General features: G+C 48.4%; 17 protein-coding genes. 11 read left to right on the forward strand and 6 right to left on the reverse strand.

The genetic code is table 11. The features are described from left to right. The gene (locus B3355_RS11585) at positions 1-1,737 is read left to right on the forward strand and encodes a putative bifunctional diguanylate cyclase/phosphodiesterase (RefSeq protein WP_292784041.1); all 1,737 of its coding nucleotides are present in this window, start codon (positions 1-3) and stop codon (positions 1,735-1,737) included. Between the two features lie 47 nt (positions 1,738-1,784). Here B3355_RS11585 and B3355_RS11590 read toward each other — a convergent pair whose 3' ends face one another. Then, entirely contained in the window at positions 1,785-3,605 is a 1,821-nt protein-coding gene (locus tag B3355_RS11590; RefSeq protein ID WP_292784044.1) for an alpha-amylase family glycosyl hydrolase, read from the reverse strand. 230 nt (positions 3,606-3,835) lie between these two features. Between B3355_RS11590 and B3355_RS11595 the strand changes: the two genes are divergently transcribed. Beyond that, positions 3,836-4,699 carry a bestrophin family protein gene (locus B3355_RS11595; protein WP_292784047.1) on the forward strand — a complete coding sequence of 288 codons (864 nt, stop codon included), beginning with the start codon at positions 3,836-3,838 and terminating at the stop codon, positions 4,697-4,699. Between the two features lie 25 nt (positions 4,700-4,724). Beyond that, the gene (locus tag B3355_RS11600) at positions 4,725-4,961 is read left to right on the forward strand and encodes a DUF2789 domain-containing protein (protein ID WP_292784050.1); all 237 of its coding nucleotides are present in this window, start codon (positions 4,725-4,727) and stop codon (positions 4,959-4,961) included. A gap of 57 nt (positions 4,962-5,018) precedes the next feature. On the opposite strand, the gene B3355_RS11605 is transcribed toward B3355_RS11600, so the two are convergent. After that, positions 5,019-7,256, reverse strand: coding sequence for a sensor domain-containing protein (locus B3355_RS11605; RefSeq protein ID WP_292784053.1), 2,238 nt, complete (start codon positions 7,254-7,256; stop codon positions 5,019-5,021). 493 nt (positions 7,257-7,749) lie between these two features. Here B3355_RS11605 and B3355_RS11610 point away from each other — a divergent pair, with 493 nt between their 5' ends. The 3 genes from B3355_RS11610 (at position 7,750) to B3355_RS11620 (ending at position 10,837) form a co-directional block, all read left to right on the forward strand. Then, positions 7,750-9,075, forward strand: coding sequence for a M48 family metallopeptidase (locus B3355_RS11610; RefSeq protein ID WP_292784056.1), 1,326 nt, complete (start codon positions 7,750-7,752; stop codon positions 9,073-9,075). 70 nt (positions 9,076-9,145) lie between these two features. After that, positions 9,146-10,018 (forward strand): hypothetical protein, encoded by an 873-nt coding sequence (locus tag B3355_RS11615; protein WP_292784059.1) that lies wholly within the window; start codon positions 9,146-9,148, stop codon positions 10,016-10,018. A 69-nt stretch (positions 10,019-10,087) separates the two neighbouring features. Further along, positions 10,088-10,837 carry a tetratricopeptide repeat protein gene (locus tag B3355_RS11620; RefSeq protein WP_292784062.1) on the forward strand — a complete coding sequence of 250 codons (750 nt, stop codon included), beginning with the start codon at positions 10,088-10,090 and terminating at the stop codon, positions 10,835-10,837. Between the two features lie 164 nt (positions 10,838-11,001). Here B3355_RS11620 and B3355_RS11625 read toward each other — a convergent pair whose 3' ends face one another. Both B3355_RS11625 and B3355_RS11630 read right to left on the reverse strand, forming a co-directional pair. After that, positions 11,002-11,505 carry an ImmA/IrrE family metallo-endopeptidase gene (locus tag B3355_RS11625; protein WP_292784065.1) on the reverse strand — a complete coding sequence of 168 codons (504 nt, stop codon included), beginning with the start codon at positions 11,503-11,505 and terminating at the stop codon, positions 11,002-11,004. A gap of 63 nt (positions 11,506-11,568) precedes the next feature. Next, positions 11,569-11,895: a helix-turn-helix domain-containing protein gene (locus tag B3355_RS11630; protein ID WP_292784068.1), complete on the reverse strand. Its 327-nt coding sequence runs from the start codon at positions 11,893-11,895 to the stop codon at positions 11,569-11,571. A gap of 57 nt (positions 11,896-11,952) precedes the next feature. Here B3355_RS11630 and B3355_RS11635 point away from each other — a divergent pair, with 57 nt between their 5' ends. The 4 genes from B3355_RS11635 (at position 11,953) to B3355_RS11650 (ending at position 14,462) form a co-directional block, all read left to right on the forward strand. After that, positions 11,953-12,465: a hypothetical protein gene (locus tag B3355_RS11635; RefSeq protein ID WP_292784071.1), complete on the forward strand. Its 513-nt coding sequence runs from the start codon at positions 11,953-11,955 to the stop codon at positions 12,463-12,465. A 116-nt stretch (positions 12,466-12,581) separates the two neighbouring features. Further along, on the forward strand, positions 12,582-12,824 hold the full coding sequence (locus B3355_RS11640; protein ID WP_292784074.1) for a multiubiquitin domain-containing protein: 243 nt from the start codon (positions 12,582-12,584) through the stop codon (positions 12,822-12,824). Continuing rightward, complete coding sequence (locus tag B3355_RS11645; RefSeq protein WP_292784077.1) at positions 12,799-13,995, forward strand: ThiF family adenylyltransferase; 1,197 nt, start codon at positions 12,799-12,801, stop codon at positions 13,993-13,995. Before B3355_RS11640 ends, B3355_RS11645 begins: the two co-directional genes overlap by 26 nt. Before the next feature lie 2 nt (positions 13,996-13,997). Further along, entirely contained in the window at positions 13,998-14,462 is a 465-nt protein-coding gene (locus B3355_RS11650) for a DUF6527 family protein (RefSeq protein ID WP_292784080.1), read from the forward strand. Positions 14,463-14,556: 94 nt separating this feature from the next. Here the strand turns inward: B3355_RS11650 and B3355_RS11655 are convergent, their stop codons facing one another. Both B3355_RS11655 and B3355_RS11660 read right to left on the reverse strand, forming a co-directional pair. After that, positions 14,557-15,249 (reverse strand): NrdJb, encoded by a 693-nt coding sequence (locus B3355_RS11655; protein ID WP_047515340.1) that lies wholly within the window; start codon positions 15,247-15,249, stop codon positions 14,557-14,559. Between the two features lie 192 nt (positions 15,250-15,441). After that, positions 15,442-17,607 (reverse strand): adenosylcobalamin-dependent ribonucleoside-diphosphate reductase, encoded by a 2,166-nt coding sequence (locus B3355_RS11660; protein WP_292784082.1) that lies wholly within the window; start codon positions 17,605-17,607, stop codon positions 15,442-15,444. Between the two features lie 375 nt (positions 17,608-17,982). Between B3355_RS11660 and waaA the strand changes: the two genes are divergently transcribed. Next, on the forward strand, positions 17,983-19,254 hold the full coding sequence (gene waaA / locus B3355_RS11665) for a lipid IV(A) 3-deoxy-D-manno-octulosonic acid transferase (protein WP_292784084.1): 1,272 nt from the start codon (positions 17,983-17,985) through the stop codon (positions 19,252-19,254). Positions 19,255-19,305: the final 51 nt, after the last annotated feature.

A 19,305-nucleotide genomic window follows, 5' to 3' on the forward strand; every position in this document is an offset into this window, starting at 1 on the left:
ATGCGATTGCTACTTGTTGATGACGATGAACTGGACCGCATGGCGGTGATCCGCGTGTTGCAAAACCCCAAACTGGTCAAAGACATCGTACAGGCAAATACGGCCGTGAGAGCGTTGAAACTGTATGATGAAGACACCTTTGATGTCGTGCTGCTTGATTACCGCCTGCCCGACATGGAGTGCCTGGATGTCTTAAACCAGCTCACACAACACACCGAAAAACATGCTGCCGTCGTCATCCTCACCGGCATGGAAGACAACGAAGTCATAGAGCGCAATTGCATCTTCGCCGGTGCACAAGACTTCCTGCTGAAGAAGGAACTGTCAGAGCGGCATCTGACCAAGGCACTGGTGCACGCGCAAGCGCGCCACGCGCTCAACAGCAAACTGATTGATACCCACAAACGCCTCAAATACCTGGCTGAAAACGATCCCATGACCGGGTTGTCTAACCGCTATTATTTTGAAGAGCATCTACGGGGGGCGATTCAGCGCGCACATCGCCTGAACTTCCAGCTTGGCCTGATTTACCTCGACATTGATAATTTTAAATTAATCAACGATAGCTCAGGCCACGACTCCGGTGACCAGTTATTGCAGCAGATTGCACAGCGATTACTGGCCGTCGTCCGCGAAGGCGACGTGGTTTGCCGCCTGGGCGGAGACGAATTCGCCATCGTCGTCCACGACCTGGATACCGAAACCTCGGTCGGCGCGCTGGCGCAACGTGTGCTCGAGAGTGTGCGCGAACCCATCACCCTCCATAACACCGAACATTTTGTCACCTGTAGCATCGGCATTGCCACCTACCCCAAGTGTGCGCTCACTGCAGAAGACATGCAAAAGCGCGCCGACCTGGCGATGTACCAGGTAAAACGCGAAGGCCGCAACGGCTTTCACTTTTACAGCGAAGACCTGCAAGACCAGATTCTGCACAGAATCATGCTCGAAGGCGAACTGCGCTCGCAACGCCTGCAAAATCAGCTGGTGCAATACTATCAACCAGTGATCAACGCACAAAATTTCCAGATCTGCGGCGCAGAAATGCTGATGCGCTGGAACCACCCGAGCAAAGGCCTGTTAGCGCCGATTGCGTTTATCGATATCGTTGAAGAGCTCGGCTTCCTGGCCGCCATTGATACCAAGAACAGGCGCCTGGCCTGCATGCAGGTCGCGCAATGGCGTAACGACGGACTGATCGATCACACATTTGTATTAGCGGTCAATGCCAGTGAGCAACTGCTACAACAAGAGAGTATGTTCAGCGATATTCAACATGACTTGGCCGCCGCTGGCCTGCCGGGTGAATGCCTGTCTATAGAAGTCACCGAAAGCGTATTGGTGTCAGACTTCGACAAAACTTCCGCCGTGCTTAATCACCTCAAGGCCCTGGGCGTACAGGTCGCGCTGGATGACTTTGGCATCGGCTATTCATCCATGTCTTATTTAAAACGGCTGCCTGCCTCGGTCTTGAAAGTCGATCGCTCGTTCGTGCAAAACGTGCCTGAGAGCGAAGCTGACAGCCGCATTTTAAAAGCCCTGATCGTTATGGCGAAAAGCCTGGATCTGGATGTGATTGTGGAAGGCATAGAGACCATAGAACAAGCCAGCCTCTGCCGAGAGCTAGGGGCAGATATGCTGCAAGGCTTCCTGTTCTCAAAACCACTGTCACCGGATGACTTTGCCGCATTTTTAAAAGGGCACGACCCGGCAGGCCATCACCTCAATATGCCTTAAACCATGGGCTTTGCCTGCCCGCTGTCGTCATAGCGCAGACCACAAAGTTACTTTTCCTGCGTATAAATCAGGCAACTGTAAGCGCCGATGGTGATGACGGCTGAAAACGCATGGCCATCGTGCGCTTCGTCATGGGCCGTGATATCGCCGGAAGGGGTTTCGTCCAGTTGCTTACTATATAAAGTCGCGTCACTATTAAAACGTAACTTCCACTCGCCAGCTTGCGGCAAACCGATCACATAGTGATCTTTACGCCCCTCAGCAAAATTAAATACCACAACCACATCGTCACCGGCACCGCCTTCTTGCCAGCGGTGCATGGCAATCAGTTTGTCATTATCGTTGACGTGATACACGGCGGTGTGTTGCCCGCTCAGGCCCGCAGAATACCCATTACGGTTTAAGCGCAGGCTGATCAAATCGCGGTAGAGGGTGGTGATATCGGCATATTCCTCTGCGCGATGCCAGTCGATGGGGCGGTCATCACGAAACCATTGGTCACGCAAAAATTCCTGGCCCTGAAACAGCATGGGGATACCCGGCGCCGTCATCACCAGCGCCGCGCCCAGGCAAGAGCGCTTGATGGCATAGCGGCCCGGTTGCTCGCTGGGATCGATCTCAGACACCAGTCGCTGCTTACCATTTGCCACCTCGTCGTGTGACTCGGTATATACCACGCGCTCAAACGCATCGTCGTTATAGCGCTTGAGCAAAGCGTCACGCACCGCGGGCATAGAGCGGTTGGCATCATCGATCTCAATCAGCGCGGTGCGTACCGGGTGCACAAATGCAGCATCCCACTGGCTGCTGAAGTGCGCCCCGCCATCCTCATGTTTCAGCGTCAGCTCTGCGCTACTTTGCAAGTCTTCGGCAATGGTGATTTTGCCAGGGTAGCGCCGCTCCACCTCGCTGTTGATCCATTGCAGCAAGCTCCAGCCCTCCACAATCATTTGCTGCGCGCTCGCCTCGACACTGCGGATATACAAGGTCATGTCATAGCGCAGGCCATCGGCGTGATAATCGTCTAGCCACATCATGGCATTATCAAAAATATACTGACGCACCTCGCCACGGCCATAGTCTGGCCGCGTATCGCCCCACGGCGTCGCCGAGCGCCAGTCGTTATAAAAGTAAATGCCGCCCTTGCCGTTCTCCTGCCAGCCATCAAACTGCCACAGGCTGATGTCAGACGGCCCAAAGTGGTTGTACACCACATCCACAATCACGGCGATGCCCAAGTCATGCGCAGCGGCAATAAAGCGCTTGAACGCCTCAGGTCCGCCATAAGCGCTCTCCACCGCATACGGGTGCGCCGGGTTATACCCCCACGAATAATCCCCGGCAAATTCGGCAATCGGCATCACCTCCACCGCATTAATGCCCAGCGCCTGCAGGTGCGGTAGCCGCTCAATCGCCGTATCAAATGTGCCTACCGTCTCGTCTTTAGCGTTAAACGTGCCGATGTGCAGCTCGTAAATCACCAGCTCATTCCATGGCGGCATTTGAAAGTCAGACCCAGGCTGATCAAAAAAATCCAGCGCAGGCACCACCGCATTGCCCGCAGAGTTCGTGACAACCCTGGCATAAGGATCTATGCGTTGCAGTTGCTGCTCGCCATTGATCAAATGATATTGGTACTCATCGCCAGGCCTGGCATGCGCCAGGTCGGCATACCAGTAACCATTGCCCTCACTCACGCACTGGTCAGCGCCAGCTTGCCAGTCATTGAAAGACCCGATCACCGACACCTGCTCAGCATGCGGCGCCCACACCCTGAAAGCCACGCCATCAGCATGCGGAATCGCCCCCATGCCAGGGAGAGGGTCAATACTCGTTTCAGATTGCAATGCATTGTTGCTAGATACCATGATGAACAACCTCCAAAGAGAAATGAATGCGAATAATGAATACAGCTCGCGCAGCCCGGACGAAAGGCTGGCCGATAACAGGAGTGTAAAGAAATCAGCCTGCAACAAAAAAGACGATCCATTCTGACATTGCTGTCAGTATCGTCTGTCATGCGTCGCGCCCCGTGCAAGCGGCTATTATTCCGGTCGCCATGTTAAACTGGCTTCCAGTTTTCAACAGGCAACACCGCATGATTCAATACAACCCCAAAGACTGGATTACCTTCATCTTCCGCTTTCACGAATCGGACACCTTCCGCCAGCTCATGCCCATGATGCTGTTGATTGGATGTTATGCAGGCGGCATCGCCTACCTCGAAATCGAGTACTGGAAACTGGCCGACAGCAGCCATGTCAAAAACCTGTCCTTAATCCACACCACCGTCGGTTTTGTGTTGTCATTGCTGCTGGCCTACCGCACTAACACCGCCTATGACCGCTGGTGGGAAGGCCGCAAAGCCTGGGGGACACTGGTCAACAACAGCCGAAACCTCGCCATTAAATTGTCAGCCTTTTTAACTGACGAAGAAGATAAGCAATTTTTCAAGAAAATCATCCCGACCTTTGCCTCGGTGTTGTCCAAGCATTTGATGAATGAAGAAGTCAGCAAAATGCTGTTTGAAGGCTTGGACCTGGAGATCGACCACCACGAACACCACCCCAACCAGATCGCGCAGCGCCTGTTTCAAAAAGCCAACGAACTCTACATCACAGGCAAAATCAGCGGTGACCAGTTGTTTATCATCAACGACGAGCTTAAATCATTCACTGAAGTCTGCGGCATGTGCGAACGTATTAAAAATACGCCTATCCCATATTCATACAGCGCGTTTATCAAGAAATTCATCTTCTTCTACGTGATGACGCTGCCGTTTGGCTTTGTGTTCAGCCTGGGCTATTACGTGATTCCAGTCGTGGTGTTTATTTTTTATGTGTTAGCCAGCCTGGAGCTGATTGCCGAAGAAATTGAAGACCCATTTGGCACTGATACCAATGATTTGCCCACACCCAAAATGGCGGCCAATATTAAAAAGCACGTGGAAGAATTACTTTGAATTAACGACTTTAGGAGTCAGCCTCATGGAATCTTCATTGCACACACTGAATAATCTATTCGCCCAACTCGGCTTGCCGAATACCGACGCCGAGATCGAAAGCTTTATTAAAACGCACAGTCATCTGGCGGGTTACATTTCGCTGGCTGAAGCGCCCTATTGGACACCCGCACAGGCCACATTTTTGCGTGAAGAGATATTGAAAGATGCCGATTGGGCAGAAGTCATAGACCAGCTGAATGCCAGATTGCATGCAAAGTAAATCATCCCTCGCATAGCGTGCGGGCATTCATGACCTCTTGAACTGTCACTAACGCTGTCACAACTGCCGAGTGACCATGACATCCTCAAAGGGTACTGGCCTGCCAAATAAATATCCTTGTGCATGAGGACAACCGATTGCTGCCAGGTATTGGGCTTGTGCCTCTGTTTCAACGCCTTCTGCAATCAGCCCTTTTCGCAAACTCCTGGCCATTGAGATAATGGCCTGCACAATTAATCCTCTATCTAAGTTAGTGGTGATATCTTTAATAAATGATCGATCAATTTTTAACTGGCTAATGGGGAATCGATTCAGATAGCTTAACGCTGAATAGCCGGTGCCAAAATCATCAATTGAAATACATAGTCCATGGTTATGGAAAGTCTGCAGGACAGACTGAATCGTTTCGTTATCCTCCAGCAACAGACTTTCGGTGATCTCCAACTTGATCCATTCAGGTTTACATCCCGTTTCCGTCAGGATGTTGATGACCGAGTTAAATAAATCATTCTGAATAAATTGCCTGGTGGACAGGTTAATCGAAACCGTAAAAGGCTTGGTGCGCCCCGCATTCCACTGCACCGCGGCTTTGCATGCAGTGGATATGATCCACTCACCAATACTAATAATGAGCCCGGACTCTTCAGCAATACCAATAAACTGATCTGGGGAAACCAATTCACGATGGTCTCTATGCCAGCGGATCAGCGCCTCCACACCCACCACTTCTTTGGAAATCAAATCTACTTGCGGCTGGTAATACAGCTTGAATTCGTCCTTCTGCAATGCTTTTCTTAGCGCATTTTCAATATTCATGCGTACCGACGTTTTCTCTGTGAGATCCGAAGAATAGAATTGAAAATTATTGCGGCCTTTGCTCTTGGCAGAATATAAAGCGGAGTCTGCGTATTTGAGTAAATCCTCCACTTTGTGGCTATCGGTAGGAAACACGGCAATGCCGATACTCACGGTAATAAATAACTCTTTACCGGCGATGTAAAAAGGCTCAGCCATGGCCTCGATAATTTTCTGGCCGACATTAGACGCATTTTGCGGATGATGTATTTCAGATAAGAGAATCGCAAACTCATCGCCCCCAAGGCGGGCAATGGTGTCATAACGCCTGATACGTGTTTCCAGCCTTCTGGCCGCCTCACATAGCAGTTGGTCCCCTACCGTATGTCCATATGAATCATTGATTTCTTTAAACCGGTCCAGATCCAACATCATCAGGCTAAATGGATGGTTATTCCGATCCGCCTCAGCCATGGTCTGATTCAAACGGTCGGCGAGTAATGCGCGGTTGGGCAATTCGGTCAATGAGTCGAAATAGGCCAGATGATGAATGCGCGCCTGGCTTTCAACCGTCTCCGTGACGTCCTGCCCCATCGCAATCACAGCCATGACTTCGCCATTCGGGTCCAGCTCGGCAATCAGGGAGGTATGGATAATCCGTCCCTTCCCCTCTGGGGTTTGCCAATGCAGGTCTACGTTTTTATTAATCCCCGCCGCGAAGACCTCCTGAATGTGAGATTCAAATTCTATCGCTGAAGCGCCGCCAGGATACTCAGAAGGCGATTTTCCAACCAGGAAATCACAGGTGACACCGTAAAAATCAGCGGTTTTAGGATTCAAATAAGTGCGCTTATTTTGACGGTTGTAACGCACGATGGAATTAGGAAAGTTTGAGATCAATGAGTGATATTCGCGCTCCCGTTGTAGCGTCTCGGTCACATCTCTGGCGTAACCCACGGTGCCAATGACCTGACTGTCGACAACCAAAGAGGATTTATATGACTCTATCCAGTAATATTCTCCAGACGTATCCCTGATCGGGCAGATCACGCCAATAGGCGCATCACTGTTTAAAGCGTCTTTATCGCCATCGACATATTGCTGAGCAAGCTCGGCCGGAAAGAAATCAAAATCTGTCTTGCCTTCAAGATCATAAGTCGTCGGCACACCAGCCATCTTTGCATAGGCTTTATTGGCAGCTAACAACCGGCTATCTTTATCTTTCAGCCAGACCATAAAAGGAAAATTATCCAGCAAGGTTCGCAGGTAATGCTCTCGATCCAATTGCTCAGGTTTGCCTTCATCTGCATGGCTATTCGGCAGTTTGCGTAAGACCTCCAGGCTATAGTCAGTTTCGCCCAGACTGATTTTTGTCGCGGTGATGACGGCATCAAAATGCTGACCAGATTTGCTGCGACTTTTCACTGTATAGCTAAGTGATTTAACCTTTTGCAGCGCATGCCAATGTTCACGCCACCACTCATGGGAAAAGTCAGACAATAATCGTTGGTTATTTAAAGCGGATAGCTCAGCCTGTGAATATTCAAAGAGCTGACAGGTCAGGGCGTTTGTATAACAGAGCGTACCTTGTTGGCTAATCAAAAAAACTGCATCACCAATCTCATCAAAAGCAAACGTTAATTCCAGCAATCTAGAACGATCTTGCAACGATAAATCCGTCATTGAAACCATCCCCACATATCTAGCCTGATTCTTGTTATATGCACGTAATGCACAAGATTCATACCCTTCAACCCAGCATCACCGAGAAGACTTAATTGTTATATGTAACAAATTGTAACTTCAGTGCGTAATTTATACCTTTTTGGCCGCGATGGGATAAAAATATATATTGATCAATGAACTATGCGATGCAAGTTACACTTTTACGTGAAGAGCGTTTGCAAGTCGCAGAATCAAATGTCGCTCGTGTTTGAGTTGAATTTTCACTGGATTTATTTATAGTTGTTAGAAAATCTATAAGGCTCAAAAAATGAAAGCGATGTTAGTGGGGTGTTTGCTTGGTTTAACCGCGCTGCTCTCGGGTTGCGTTACCAACAATATGACCGGCAGATCACAACTGATGATCGTTTCCGAAGATGCCGCCATCAATAAGAGCTCATCTCTGTATAGCTCGATGATCAGCGCTTACGATAAAGAGAAAAAGCTCAGTGGCGATGCTGACACGAATCAGCGCGTGCAAAAAATCACCAACAGACTGGTTGAGCGAGCCATTTTATATAAGCCAGAATCACAAAAATGGAAGTGGCAAGTGAATGTCGTTGAATCAGACGAGATTAATGCCTTTTGCATGGCGGGCGGCAAAATGGCGGTATATACCGGCCTGCTAGAAAAGGTCAAACCTACAGACGATGAACTGGCGCAAGTCATGGGCCACGAAATTGCACACGCACTGGCCAACCACACCGCAGAAAAAATGTCAGTGGATATTCTGACCAAAATTGCAGTCGCCACCGCCACGGTTGCTGTTGCCGCTGCGAGCAACGGCACTCAACAACAAAATAATAACAATGTGCAAACAGCCAACCAGTTAGCCATTCTTGCCGGGGGTGCATTTGTCACGTTACCAAACAGCCGTGGTGCAGAAACCGAGGCGGACAAGCTGGGTATTGAAATTGCTGCACAAGCAGGCTACAACCCGGCGGCCTCAGTCACCTTGTGGGAAAAAATGATGGAGGCTACCGGCAATAAAAGCAAAGGCGACTTTTTAAGCACACACCCTTCCCCACCAAATCGCATCGAAGCATTAAAAGAACTGCAAGAGCCCATGCTGAAAATTTATACAGATAGATTGCCTGTATATGCCGACTATAAACCTGAGTACATCTATGTGCGCACAGCCAAAAATGACTGGCTGGAAAACTCATCTAATGTCAGGGTGATTGAAGAAGGCAAATCCAGCCTGGTTGATCCACCAGCGATAGACGCCACCAAAGCTATTGCCTTTTATTCCAGTGATTTTGAGGCCTTTAAGGCAGGCACGCTCGAAATGAAATGTGAAAGCTGTGGGCTTAAGTTTTATATGAATCAAACTGACTTAAAAGGGCTGCACGGCAAACAAGACTGGCGAGGTTTAGTACATAAAGTCATCAACATCAATTATATGTTTGACCTCTCCTATTACTATTTGGCCCAGGCCGCGTACGGCATGCAGAATAATCAAGCTGGCGATATATACATGGCCAAAGCGAGAGAATTGGCAACTACCGACAAATACGCCTGTGCTACGGCCAAGATGAATAAATGCGGGGAAATCAAAATCAGCGAAGAGCCTGAGGTGTCCGCAGTCGCGAACTAATTATCCAGTCTTGGATTTCTCAATCGCTCAGGCAAATTGCGCATCAATGATTCAACGCGAGTTATAAAACATGGCCCACGATTTCAATCTGCCATCAGCCTACACCACAGTACGGCTGCAAAACTTAAGCCTGCTAGAACAAACCAGGCTGCTGCCGCAAGTGTTTGCGCTTGCCAGAGAACAGTATCCAGAATGGCCTGCGGAGCTATTACAAAATTGGCTCGATGCCTTGGCTGGTGGCAATGGGAATGGTACCAAAATGGCGGTCTCGGTAGTGCTGGATGCGCAGGGTGAAGTGGCCGCCACCAGCGCACTAGAGCTCTATGACAATGGCACTGCCATGATCAACTACAGCCTTGCCAGAAAGAATGCCGACAACCACACTTTCCCCAGCTACACAGCGCTTATCTACGCGGCCACTCAAGACATGGCTGCGGGCATTAAAGCGCTACAAGCACGCGGTGAAACCATCCACTTTGTTGGCAAAGAGCACCATTTGCAAAGCCTGCGGGCAATTGCTGGCCATTATGCGGTGGGTCAGGTGCCTATTGATGGCCCAACTTCGTTAATTAAAGCAGACGTAAAATATTACGAAGTGGCTTATGGCGACCCGGCAGAGATAGAAAACCAAGCCAAGATAGACCATGCATTTATGCTGGCAGACCCGAAAGCGGGTTATACACAAGAGGAAGATGTGCACCTATGGCTGCTAGGCGACTTTACCCCCAGCGCCCCGAACAAACCGCTTGCCGAATCGCTCAGGGCGCTTGCGGAAAGCTATGCCAAAGAGCACAGCATCTTCCGCGAAAAAGATACCTGTTTAGACCCCGGTTATATTTCGCTAAACCAGATTGCTGACCATTTGCCAGCCACAGCGACCTATCAACAAGCGGTACAAGCCTCGGCACGTGGCGCAGCAGAATGGATGGGCTTGGCTAAATAAAGCGCTTATCAAAATCGCTCAAGTCTGAGACTATTCATTTCGACGCATACCCACACACAAGGAACAGGCATGGCGCAAATAGAAAGCGGCTTTTTGGCAAAGTTACTCACCAAAACGATGTTCACTGGTTTGATGCTATTGGCGCTGTGTGCGGCCAGCCTGGCGCAGGCAAACACTTTAGAAGAAGCCAAACAAAAGCTATTGCAAAAAGACTATGCCGCCGCCCACGCGATTTATCTGTCACTCGCCAACCAAAACGATGCCAAAGCCTGCTACAACTTAGGTCTGATGTATCAGGATGGCGATGGCGTGGCCAAAAATATGGACGAAGCGGTCAAGTGGTACACAAAATCGGCAGAGTTAAATTACAAAGAGGCGCAATACACGTTGGCCTCACTGGTGTTTCAGCGCCAGACTCAAAGCATCAGTTACCCGCAAGCGGTGACTTATTATGAGCAAGCGGCCAAACAAGGACACGTGAAATCGCAATTGAATTTAGGCATGCTGTATTTGCGCGGTGATGTGATTGCGCAAGACATGCCCGCCGCGGTGCAATGGTTAAGCCTGGCCGCGAGCAACAACAATAGCGAAGCCCAAGGCTATCTGGCCGACTTATATCAGCAGGGTGCTGGGGTTGAACAAAATACCGTTAAAGCAGCGATGTGGTTGATGCTAGCGACGCAAAATGAAGACAAGCACCTATTGAATCGCCACACCAAAATGCTCAATTACCTTGCTGCGCAAATGGCTGAGGAACAAAAAACCGCTGCCACTCAATTGGCCGCACAGTGTAAAAGCCAAGAATTGAAAGGGTGTTAGACGGTTACCTCCAGCGATCAAAACACTGACCGAACGCTCATGGCACCGGCAGAATCTTATGCAAAAGAACACAGCATACTCCGTAAAAAGATTACCGCTGAGACCTTCTTTTCCCAGCTCGTCATTTACAACTCATCGTCAATCACGGATATTAAGTACTATGACTAACTGAACTGCCGAGATACTCCAGTCATCGACATTCTGTATCTCAACATACGTACACTTACTTTAAATAACTCTGCAGCATCTGCTATTTCAATATTTTGACGCTTAATGGAAATTAATGCTGCTCTCGGTAACAATAAACATGAGCTCAACCAATCCGCCTCATCTTCATGATCCTTATCATAAGCAGATAATAATAGTATTCCATCAAGCGAAGAGTCCGCAGAATGACTTTTATGTTCGAGAATTATGTGGGACAACTCGTGCATGAGATCACTAGACTGCCGTCCAATAGAGTGCGAAGTATTCAAGATAACCAATTTTTGCGTTTCAATTTCAATGGTTACTGCTGACCAATCACTTGCTGAAACACCGTCATTTCTAAGCAATATATCAATATAAGTTTGGCTCAACCCTGGAATATTTTCTGGACCCCAAACCAGAATGCCAAGCTTGCTAGCTAATAATTGGGGATCGAGCGGCTCGTGGGCTTTGATCCCCAATTCACTCCGTGTTGACTCTGCGTAACGTTCGCACCATGCTTTGAATCCCCTTCTAAACAATCCTTACTCCCGATTTTCATTTAACAGTACTTGTTGAGCTAAAAGAATCATTTGGCTTAGAGCTTTTGCTGTATCAGATGAGATTGCACTTTCTTTTTTGAAATGAACACGAACTTGTGATGTAGAGTTTTGCTGTGGCAGCCCTAAGTAGATTGAAGGGTCGTCCCCTAGCCAGCGACAAATTTTTCCAAAAGTCTCTAAATCTGGAACCTTCTCATTTTCCACTCTTGATAACGTAGCAGGACTAATTCCAATTTCTTTTGCAGCTTCTCGAACGCCTTTATTACTTCGCTTCCGCAAAGTATTTTCAGCTAATAAATCGATCTTCATCTCTCTCCTTTGTATTACATGTAAAACATTAATGTGTTTGACAAGTGAAACAATGATGTGCAAAATGCAATCTGTCTTACATGTGAAACAGATTCTGTAACCAAAAGTATCTTTAGTCAAGTTAATCAAAGTGAGGAAAGGAATAGCAAATGGCCACAAATCCACCAAAAGGTGATGGACATCGTAATGGCGCAGTTAAAGACCGATCACAAACTCAAACGCCTTCTGGTCACTGGGTTAAAAGAGACTCAGAGACTGGGCGCTTTATGGATGTTAAAACCACCGATAAGTCACCTTTCAAAGGCGTTAGGAAGGAAAAATAGAATGTCTAACTATGCAAGCCATTCAGTACTCAAAGAAATTGAGCCATCTCAACTTTGGTGGAAAAATACTTATGAGCCAAGCGATACAGTACCCGTATCTGGTATTTATATTTGTGCCGGCTGTAAAAAAGAAATCACATCGAACAAAGATGACCCATTTCCACCACAGAACCATCACCAACATACAGCACATCAAGGCAAGATCCGATGGAAGTTGAATGTGAGAACGAACACGACAGGAGATTAAAGCGTTACATCTTCTAGCTACTAGAAATTGGTGGCTAAATGTTGATACTCACCAAATCGTTACGCATTAAAAATGTATTATTTGTATCTTACCTTTTGTTTGAAAGGCTTTAAAAAATGGCACAACAACCGCACGAATTTAATATTATCGTTAACACAAGACCGAAAAAGGTCGCTGGACCAACAGTTTCATTTGAACAGATACTTGAGCTCGCTGGTATTGACCCAAATACTGTTGACCTAAGTTTGTATGATGTTGATTGGACTCATGGGAATAAAGCCGGTGAGCTCAATCCAGGACAATCTGTTCCAGTAGAAAATGGGATGAAGTTTGATGCTGGCAAATCCAATCGCTCCTAATGACGATATCCAAGGGCTAATCGACGACGGATATTCCGTCGTCATCATAGATGATCGGTACCTCATTGTTGAGAACATTCCTTATTGTACCGCCGAAGGTGTAATTGCTTACGGCGATATAATATCGCCTTTTTCAATAGTCAACGGAATCAGCCAACTAAACAACGATCACACGGTTTGGTTTACAGGATTTATACCGCATACGGCTCAAGGGAAATCTTTAGAAACAGGGCTCGTGGCAGATACATCTCAACTAACAATAGCAGAGCGACAAGTGCGATGCAGATTCTCAAATAAACCAGATGACCCTGAAGCTCTTGCACGTCTATTGGCAAGCTTTCGAGTTAAGATGAATCACTATGCGAACAAGCTTTCTCGTCATGCACGTGATATTGACCCATCAGCTCGCGCAAATCATCTTGGGCGACTTCAAGTCAATGCGAGGCCCTCAGTTTTCTATTTCCCCAATACTGCGATCGCTCGATCTGGTCTGGACGAATATGAGAACAAACTTAGGCAATCCAAAGTAGCCATTGTTGGAGTTGGTGGTACTGGAAGCTTTATCCTTGATGCGATTGTGAAAATGCCCATCCAAGAAATTCATATTTTTGATGGGGATAAACTTGAACCACACAACGCCTTCCGTATGCCTGGTGCACTCAGCCCTGGACAAGCATTCAACGCTAGTTATAAAGCACATCATTTTGCAACTCATTATGGTCAAATGAGAAGTGGAATAACTGGCCATCCAGTCCGCATAGACGAGAGTAATATTCAAGAGCTTGATAATTGTGATTTCGTTTTCATCGCTGTTGATCATGGCCCTTCAAGAGGGTTAATTGCTAACTATCTATCTGTTAGACGTATATCTTTCATTGATGTAGGTATTGGTGTTGATAAGATACCTGAAACTGTTCAACTACAAGCTCGTGCAAGAGTTACTTTAGTGACTCCTGATACCGTAGATTTAATCAACACATTGCCAACGGCAGAGGATAGTGAGGACGTCGTTTACAATAATATTCAGCTTATTGAATTGAATGCCTTGAATGCAATGTTAGCTGTCATAAGGTATAAACAGTTTCTTGATTTTTATACTGACGAAACTAAAGCTGAGACGATAAAGTACAAGGCATCCTGGAGCAATTTACTGACTAGCAAACGAGAGTAATTGTGAAAATAAACTATCTTCAACCCGAATACGTAGTCAGCTTTCCGGATCAGTTAAAAGAGGGAGTCTTATACATCAGTGAGGAGTACGCAAGTGCCGCTCATGCTTGTTGTTGCGGATGTGGAGAAGAAGTATTAACCCCCTTGAAACCTTCTAAATGGCATTTGTCGAAATCTAAAAATGGCGTATCGCTACATCCCTCTATAGGCAATTGGAAATTCGACTGCCAATCACATTACTGGATTAAAGAGAATCGAGTACTGGATGCGGGCAAAATGTCTAGGCAAAGAATCGAAGCTGTTAAAGCTAAAGACAAAGTCGACAATCGTCGATACATTGCACAAAAAAACTCAGCGACTGAAGCTATTGAGAAAAATTCTCCAAAGTCATTGCCAAGCAAGAACTTAGGCTTCTTTTCTAAGATGATAGCTAAGTTTCGTAATTGGTTAATTGGCAGCAAAAGGTGAAATACTCAATCATCCATAACTTTAATAAGCGCTTTAGATAACTAAGCCCGCAAAAGCGGGCTTAGTTATAATACATAATAAAAAAATTAGGTCATTAACCGCACTTACTATCACCACAATTTAAACAAGTCATGCATCCATCCATCAAGATGCTTGCTTTGGTATTACACTTTTTACAAAGCTGTGCGCCTTTTGGAAAACCTTCGTCGTTTGATTCATCACCTGACTTGGCGTGTTTTTCCAGGTATTCCGCTTTTTTCTCTTCTACCAGTTTTTGCTGGTGTTCGTCTAAGCCTGGTTTTTTCAGCATGCCGATTTCTTGCAGGTGTTTTTCAACTACTTCACCAATCTCGGCCACCAGGCTAGGCACAAATTTGCCGCCTTTTTTGAAGTAGCCGCCTGAAGGTTCAAACACGCTTTTCAGCTCTTCTACCAAAAAGGTGACATCGCCACCTTTGCGGAACACGGCAGACATGACGCGGGTCAGCGCGACGATCCACTGGAAGTGCTCCATGTTTTTGGAGTTGATGAAGATCTCGAACGGACGGCGGTGCTCTTGTGGCGTGCCTTCGTACATGATGACGTCGTTGATGGTGATGTAGAGCGCGTGCTCGGTCACCGGCGTTTTGATTTTGTAGGTGTTCCCCACGAGCATATCCGGGCGGCTCAATGGCTCACCCATTTGAATGATGTTTGCGACAGGCGCTGCGGCGGCCTCGGCTGCTTTTTTGTCTTCATCGGTCACCAGTTTGTAGGCGGTGATTTTTTTGTCGATTTTGATTGCCATGTTGTTCTCCCTATTGGAGTGCTCAGTTCTTTATAAATTCAGTCCAAAAATTCATTTCAAAATTTTAGATGGTTGCCGTTGCGAGCGAAGCCAGTGCCAGGCGAAAAGCGGTTTTAAACCGGAGTGTACAAATAGTACATGAGGATTTAAACTGCTTTTTAACGCCGCAATGGCGAGCGCAGCAAGCAAACACTAAAATTTTCCGTAATAGCCTTCTTTAAATGCGTCGAATAAATTGGCCGCGGTGTGGATTTCCCCATCGTACTCAATCTCTTCGTTACCTTTGGCTTCGATCTCGGTGCCATCTTCCAGCGTGAATTTGTAAGTGGTGCTTTCGAGGTCTTTCTCGGTCACCAATACGCCTTGGAATGCTTCAGGGTTGAAACGGAAAGTCGTACAACCTTTGAGGCCTTTGTCATACGCGTAGAGGTAGATATTTTTGAAATCCTCAAAGTCGTAATCGGTGGGCACATTAATGGTTTTGGAGATGGAGCTATCAATCCATTTTTGTGCAGCGGCCTGAATATCGACGTGGGCTTTGGCCATGATGGTGGATGAATCGAGGAAATAATCCGGCAACTGCTCTTCCGGTTTGTCGCTGAACGGCATGGCGTTCGCATTCACCAGTTCACGGTAAGCCAGCAGCTCGTAGCTGAATACATCGACTTTCTCTTTGGACTTTTTGCCTTCACGGATGACGTTACGGGCATAGTGGTGGGCAAAGCTAGGCTCGATACCGTTGCTGGCGTTGTTGGCCAGGCTCAGTGAAATCGTGCCGGTTGGCGCAATGGAACTGTGATGGGTAAAGCGTACACCCTTGGTCGCGATCTGGTTACGCAGACCTTCGGGGAATTGCTGCATGTAGCGGCTGTATTTACCCAGCAACACTTTACCAGCCAGTTTCTGGCCGACCTTAATACCATCAGCGGCCATTTCCGGGCGCACGCGCAGCATGTCGGCGGTGACTTCAAATTTCTCGTCCATAATCGGTGCCGGGCCTTTTTCTTCAGCCAGTTGCACGCCGACTTCCCAACCTACTTCGGCCATGATGCGGGTGACCTCTTCAGTGAATTTCACTGAGTCTTCTTCACCGTATTTCATTTTGAGCATGGTCAGGGTTGAACCCAGGCCCAGGTAGCCCATGCCGTGACGGCGTTTGCGGGCGATTTCCTGGCGCTGCTGTTCCAATGGCAAACCGTTGATTTCCACCACGTTGTCCAGCATGCGGGTAAATACGCCGACCACTTCGCGGTATTCGTCCCAGTCAAAATGCGCTTCGTCAGTGAATGGCTGCCGCACGAACTTGGTCAGGTTGACAGAACCCAGCAGGCAGGCGCCGTAAGGTGGCAATGGCTGCTCGCCACAAGGGTTGGTGGCGCGGATGTTTTCGCAGAACCAGTTGTTGTTCATTTCATTGACGCGATCAATGAGGATAAAACCTGGCTCGGCAAAGTCGTAGGTGGAAGACATGATCACATCCCACAGACGGCGCGCTTTGATGGTTTTGTAGATGCGGCAAGCGACTTTACCGGCCTCAGGGCCTTCGGTTTTGGTCAGGTATTTGCCTTTGATTGGCCAGTCACGCCACACGACTTGTGACTCGTCGTTGACGTTGAGGCCGTCAATAATGGCTTCTTTCTCGGTCACAGGGAAAGCCAAACGCCATTCATCATCCGCTTTGACGGCTTCCATAAATTCTTTGGTAATCAGGCAGCTCAGGTTGAACTGGCGCAAACGGCCATTTTCACGTTTGGCTTTGATAAAGTCAGTCACGTCCGGATGGCTGATATCAAACGTCGCCATTTGAGCGCCACGACGGCCACCGGCAGATGAGACGGTGAAACACATTTTGTCGTAGATATCCATAAACGACAGTGGGCCGGAAGTGTAGGCACCGGCACCGGCGACAAATGCGCCTTTTGGACGCAGCGTTGAAAACTCGTAACCAATGCCGCAACCCGCTTTTAAAGTAAGTCCAGCTTCGTGTACCTTGGCCAGAATATTGTCCATGCTGTCTTCTACCACGCCAGACACGGTGCAGTTAATGGTAGAAGTGGCTGGTTTATGCTCTTGCGCACCGGCGTTGGAGGTAATACGGCCGGCCGGAATCGCGCCACGGCGCAACGCCCACAGAAATCTTTCGTGCCATTCGGTTTTTTTCTCTTCGGTGGTCTCGACGTCAGCCAGTGCACGCGCCACGCGGCTGTAAGAATCGTCCATATCCAGGTCTACATGCTCGCCAGATTTGGTTTTCAGGCGGTATTTTTTATCCCAGATATCAAGTGAGACAGGCTGCACCGGAATCTCGGCCGCGACCTCTTCTGAATGGACTTTCTTTTGTTCAACTGCTTTCAGCATCGAGCTCTCCCACCTTTGGCGATTCTTATTAATTGATAACGCGCTGTGAACCGGAAAAACCCCTGCGGCTGACAACGCGTTGGCACGAAGATTGGCTTGAAACAAGCGTTTGCACGCTTATATTGCCGCACGCTATGGATTGAGATGCGGCTTCAACCAAACACAACATCTTGTGTTGCTGGCAGTAATTTATGCCTATACTTTGTTGACGTCAATCGATTTTTTACGCCTTTTTTTGGTGCGTATTGCTTGCATTCTTGCAATCACTTTAACCACAAGGCCTCAGGCATAGGTGAGTCATCACTCTCGTGTTTTGCATGCATTTGATTGGTGCGTGCAGGCGAGATGTCAGCGCAAATATGCGAGAATAACGCCATGCCAAGATTCGTCTATACCCTGCTCATGTTCGCGGTAGCCGCCCTGCTGCCGCTCAAGCTATTCTGGCGCGGCCTCAAGCAACCCGAATACCGCCAGCATGTCGGCGAACGCTATGGTTTTTACACACAAACCGTCAGCGCGCCGCTGATTTGGGTGCATTGTGTTTCGGTAGGTGAAACACGTGCGACACAGCCGCTGATTCATGCGCTGCTGGCACATTACCCGCAACACCAATTACTCATGACCCACGGCACCCCCACCGGCCGTGAGACGGGTCGCCAGTTATTTGGCCAGGAGATCGCCAGTGGCCGCGTATTGCAAGCTTACTTGCCCGTCGACACACCAGGCGCGACCAAACGCTTCCTGACATACTTCAAGCCTTCATTAGGGCTATTGATGGAAACCGAGCTATGGTTCCATGCCATCGACCAGGCCACGCGTTTGAATATTCCCATGGCGCTACTGAGTGCGCGCCTCTCACCCAAATCGGCCGCTGGCTACGCAAAACTCGGTAGCCTCACGCGCCGCGGCCTGCAACAACTATCCCTGGTCGCCGCACAAACCGCCGCCGATGCCGAACGCCTGCAAACGCTGGGTACAAAACATCCGGTCATCTGTGGCAATTTAAAATTTGACGTCACGCCGCCAGAAGACAGCGCGGCCAAAGGTGCAGCATTACGCCAGCTATTGGGTAAAGATCGCACCGTATTCATGGCTGCCAGTACGCGTGAGGGCGAAGAATCATTGATACTCAATGCCGTACAAGGCACCGATGTACTCACCCTGCTGGTGCCACGCCACCCGCAACGCTTTGCTGAAGTCGAATCGCTGCTCAAGGCACGCGGTCTGCGCTATGTATTGCGTACGGAGCTGGTGCAGCCCTTGAATGGCGATGTACAGGTGGTGCTGGGCAATAGCATGGGCGAAATGTATACCTATTACGCGGCGAGTGATTTCGCGGTGATGGGTGGCAGCTTGCAGCCATTGGGTGGACAGAACCTGATTGAAGCAGCGGCCATGGGTGTGCCGACGATATTGGGGCCAAATATGTTTAATTTTGCGCAAGTGACGCAGGCAGCGGTCGCGGCGAATGCGGCAGTGCAATTAAGTGATGTAGCTGAGCTACATGGCATGATTGCAACGTTGGCGGCGGATAAAATGAAAGTGCAGGCGATGTCGCAAGCGGCGAAGGGGTTTACGTTGCAGCATAGAGGGACAACACAGAGATTGATGGTAGCAATAGATCAATTGCTACCTAGTGCTCACTAATCGATTGCAATCACACCTAATATCAATAGATTTATTTCGCCTCTAGGCGAG

Origin of the sequence: Methylophilus sp. UBA6697 (genome assembly GCF_002454655.1) — a bacterium.
GTDB lineage: Bacteria > Pseudomonadota > Gammaproteobacteria > Burkholderiales > Methylophilaceae > Methylophilus.